This window comes from Flammeovirga sp. AWQ4_249 (assembly GCF_056161045.1).
On the sequence record NZ_JBSWYJ010000091.1, the window covers coordinates 1 to 3,911 of the forward strand.

A 3,911-nucleotide genomic window follows, 5' to 3' on the forward strand; every position below is an offset into this window, starting at 1 on the left:
GTGGTTATATTATTATTTACGTAGTAAAAAAGGGGATGATTATTTTTTTCATCCCCTTTTGTGAAATATCTTATTTCATGATAGTTTTTATGGGGAAACATGAGGTGGTTATTTCCATATACAGGATTGGCAGGCATCATCACACCATTCATTGTTTTGTTTACAGGAGTTGTTTCTCCAGTTATCTTTTTTTTGTTTTCAGCTCGAATTAAAAAAAGGTTTTTTACATTACTCTTATTTATTGTATTTTTTATTTGTCAATCTTATATAGTTTTATCGACTTACCCACAAGATTATGGAGGTGATGTTTTTTCACAGATGTTATCAGCCAAAAAGGCATACGATTGTTATGATTCTATTCAAAAAGATGACTTTATAAGTTTAAATAGATTTAAGAGAGTGGTATATATCTATAAGTTTCATAATGAATTACCAGATGAAAATGTACATCTTTCAATATCTAAGAACGGAAAAAGTAATTATTATTTAATAGAGATATATAATAATAAAATGACATATAATAAAAGCAAACTTGGAATTGTAGAAACAGATAGTTCAACAATAATTGAAGAATATTTAACAAATGGTCTAGTTCGATCTCATATTGCCCCTGAAGGTTTCATGAGGCATTATAATGGAGGAGGTTTTGAAGAGCAAGATTTTATTATTTCTATAAGGAGAGATAAATTTTCGGATAACTTTGACACAGGGATAGAAGAACTATTATATGACCAATTAAAAGTCAATTACCCTTACTGAGCCATTGTTTGTAATGTTAAGAGATGGCGTCACAGCGAACTTTCCCACAGTTTAAGTTTGTAACTCATATCTTAGAGTAAGAACTTAAAAGTACAAAAATTCATAACTTATAAAGTATTAAATATTGAAGTAGAGAAAGCACGTTTTGTGACTAAGTATACCACAAGAGTAATACTGTTTATAAGGGATCGGCTTCCCCCTCACTGTTCGTAATGTTAAGCGCTAGCGTCATTTCGAACTTTTTCATAGTGATAGTCTCTGACTTATCACTATAAACCACAAGCCAATCTACCCCAAAAGTAGATTGGCTTATTTCATTTATTACATTATAGATTGAATCTTTCTTTTAGCAATAAAAGCATCAATTACGGAGAAGATATGTTTTTTGTCTTCCTCATCGAATTTTGAAACTTCAAGAATTCTTTTGTGTGTTACTTTATCCATTTGTGTATCGACTTTCCCACTTAAAAAATCGAGGGAAGCATCGAGAATATCTGCAATTTTTCGAGCAATTTTGAGGGCCATAAAATTTATATTTTTATGATATTTGAAGATATAGGGAAGTTTAGTAGTAAACTATCTCGTGTAGCCATTCATGCATAATGTTTGGCTACTACTTTTTTATCACTTACCAATTCCCAATTATAGTTTTCATCGTAGTACTTTTCTTTCTTCCACAAGGCAATAGAATAGCAAGTGATTGCTTCTGAAAATCCTAAAACAACCTTCTATGTCAGGGATGCCTCTGGTAATGTAATGTCCATCTATAAGGTAGATGCATCTACTCCTGCACCTCAAATCAAAGAGTTACCTATATATGGCTCGAGTCGTTTAGGACAACACAACGGTAAAGGTGCAGTACATCAATTGGCTTCTTTCAAAAGAATTTACGAATATTCCAATCACTTAGGCAACGTTCTTGCTACTACCCATGATAATGGTAATATCTTATCACTTTCGGATTACTTTCCATTTGGTTTAGCCATGGAAGACCGTTCTTTCCAAGAGGCTGATTATAGGTATGGCTTTAATGGAAAGGAAAATGATACAGATTTAAGTAGTTCTCAGCTAATTCAGGATTATGGCTTTAGGGTCTATAATCCGGTGATTGGGAAGTTTTTGAGTGTGGATCCGTTGACGAAGAGTTATCCGATGTTGACGCCTTATCAGTTTGCGAGTAATACACCAATTATGGCAATTGATTTAGATGGTTTAGAATCAAAGGTTGTAATAACAATTGGATCAGATGTAAAATATCGAGGTGAAAATTTTGTAGAAATTCATAAAGATGTTCATCTCTTACATATTTCATCAACTGAGCCCGCTGTTGATAAAATTAAGGAGAAATTACAAGAAATTAGTTATAATGATCCAAATGGAATTATTTTTATCGGAATATTTTCTCATGGTTCAGGTCGCTCAATTCTTGCAAATCAACATGAAGAAGGTGCAATACAAAATAAATTTAGTTATTCTCAAGTAGATGAATTAAGTCCAGAAAAAAGTGATATTAATTATGCAGAGGGGTGTTACTTTTACTTAGGAGGGTGTAACTCAGGTACTGAGTTATTGTACTTCATCAAAGAAGGAACTGTTATTGATGTTTCTTCTTTTGCTGGAGAGTTAGCAAATGCAACACAAACTTATGTAATCGCTGCAAATGAGCAGGTATCTCCTAAAAACGAAGAAAACGGCAATTTTGTATACGAACCAATCTACCCAAAAAGGAAGTTTTTTTATAAATTTAGTGAATTGGGTAATAGAGAAAAAATTGGAAATGAGGTTGATCTAAATGAGTTGCTAAAAATGATAGATAGAAATTTAGAGGAATTACCAAAACCAATTGAAAGAGATTTAGAATTAGAGTAATTAGTTTACAAATTAATATAACAATTATGATCTATAGGTTTTCTATATATATTCTTATGATAAATGTATTATTATCATTTGATATTTACGCTCAAGGTATTTTAGATATTAAAATTGAAAAGTCTTTAAAACCTAGTTTAGTTTTAAATCTAGATATGAATGAAACTTATGAAAGTTTTTTTATATCAATTATTAGTGATAATTCTGAAATTCAAGAGTTAAATAAAGCTGTACAAGACTTTGATAGTGATTCACCTTTTATTTATATGGATATAAATGGAAAAGCAATTAAAATATTTTTGAAACATACTACTTTAATACCCATTGAAAAAATCAATAATTCTACTGATTTAAAAGTTATAGGGTATTATTATAATTCAGTAATAGGTTATTCTGAAATATTTGAAAGTATTCTATAGAGTTGTAAATAATCCCACCACTGTTATAAGTATATACCTCATATTAAATTATAGTCTTAAAACCAAGTAAATCTATAAGACTTTTTTATTATTACCTATAACGTTTCGTTATCACAGGGTCTTAAAATTTCATCATAAAAGTGAAGTACAATAACAAAAAAGCCAATCTACCCCACATAGATTGGCTTATTTCATTCACTACATTATAGATTCAATCTTTCTTTTTGCAATAAAAGCATCAATAACAGAGAAGATATGTTTTTTATCTTCCTCATCGAATTTTGATACTTCAAGAATTCTTTTGTGTGTTACTTTATCCATTTGTGTATCGACTTTTCCACTTAAAAAATCGAGGGAAGCATCGAGAATATCTGCAATTTTTCGAGCAATTTTGAGGGCCATAAAATTTATATTTTTATTAGATATCGTAGCTATAGGGAAGTTTAGTAATAAACTATCTCGTGTAGCCATTCATGCATAATGTTTGGCTACTACTTTTTTATCACTTATCAATTCCCAATTATAGTTTTCATCGTAGTACTCTTCTTTCTTCCAAAAGGCAAACATTATTCTTAAAAGCCTATCTTGTATGGCAACATACCCATTCATTTCAAGCAGCTCTAAATTCTCAGACCTTCCTTTATTTATTTAAAATAGCAAGTGCAGAATAGATATTAAAGATCAGAAGGCCCCTTATAATAAATGCTTGATTTACAGCTTCCCGTATTTCAAACTTTAAATATGTTTACATTCGTTAGCAAAGAAATACAAAAATTATCAATAGTGTCCTAAACGTTTTCATTTTCTGAAAAAATGCACGTTTAAGCTATTATTATTGTATAAAATCATTCAATATTAAAATAA

Annotated in this window: 5 protein-coding genes; 3 read left to right on the top strand and 2 right to left on the bottom strand. The window is 30.2% G+C overall.

Annotated elements, in window-relative coordinates:
* Window positions 1-99 precede the first annotated feature (99 nt).
* A complete protein-coding gene (locus tag ACXAHM_RS26130) occupies window positions 100-759 on the top strand; it encodes a hypothetical protein (RefSeq protein ID WP_474967031.1) in 660 nt (219 codons plus the stop codon).
* 321 nt (window positions 760-1,080) lie between these two features.
* Here the strand turns inward: ACXAHM_RS26130 and ACXAHM_RS26135 are convergent, their stop codons facing one another.
* On the bottom strand, window positions 1,081-1,284 hold the full coding sequence (locus tag ACXAHM_RS26135; RefSeq protein ID WP_474967032.1) for a DNA-binding protein: 204 nt from the start codon (window positions 1,282-1,284) through the stop codon (window positions 1,081-1,083).
* A gap of 171 nt (window positions 1,285-1,455) precedes the next feature.
* On the opposite strand from ACXAHM_RS26135, the gene ACXAHM_RS26140 reads away from it, so the two are divergent.
* Entirely contained in the window at window positions 1,456-2,628 is a 1,173-nt protein-coding gene (locus ACXAHM_RS26140; protein ID WP_474967033.1) for an RHS repeat domain-containing protein, read from the top strand.
* Window positions 2,629-2,684: 56 nt separating this feature from the next.
* Window positions 2,685-3,047 (top strand): hypothetical protein, encoded by a 363-nt coding sequence (locus ACXAHM_RS26145; protein WP_474967034.1) that lies wholly within the window; start codon window positions 2,685-2,687, stop codon window positions 3,045-3,047.
* Between the two features lie 198 nt (window positions 3,048-3,245).
* Here ACXAHM_RS26145 and ACXAHM_RS26150 read toward each other — a convergent pair whose 3' ends face one another.
* Window positions 3,246-3,449 carry a DNA-binding protein gene (locus ACXAHM_RS26150; RefSeq protein ID WP_474967035.1) on the bottom strand — a complete coding sequence of 68 codons (204 nt, stop codon included), beginning with the start codon at window positions 3,447-3,449 and terminating at the stop codon, window positions 3,246-3,248.
* Window positions 3,450-3,911 lie beyond the last annotated feature (462 nt).

Excerpts from the sequence above, each read along its gene's own strand:
- ACXAHM_RS26130 (WP_474967031.1), top strand. The coding sequence starts at position 100 with ATGAGGTGGTTATTTCCATATACAGGATTGGCAGGCATCATCACACCA.
- ACXAHM_RS26135 (WP_474967032.1), bottom strand. The coding sequence starts at position 1,284 with ATGGCCCTCAAAATTGCTCGAAAAATTGCAGATATTCTCGATGCTTCC.
- ACXAHM_RS26145 (WP_474967034.1), top strand. The coding sequence starts at position 2,685 with ATGATAAATGTATTATTATCATTTGATATTTACGCTCAAGGTATTTTA.
- ACXAHM_RS26150 (WP_474967035.1), bottom strand. The coding sequence starts at position 3,449 with ATGGCCCTCAAAATTGCTCGAAAAATTGCAGATATTCTCGATGCTTCC.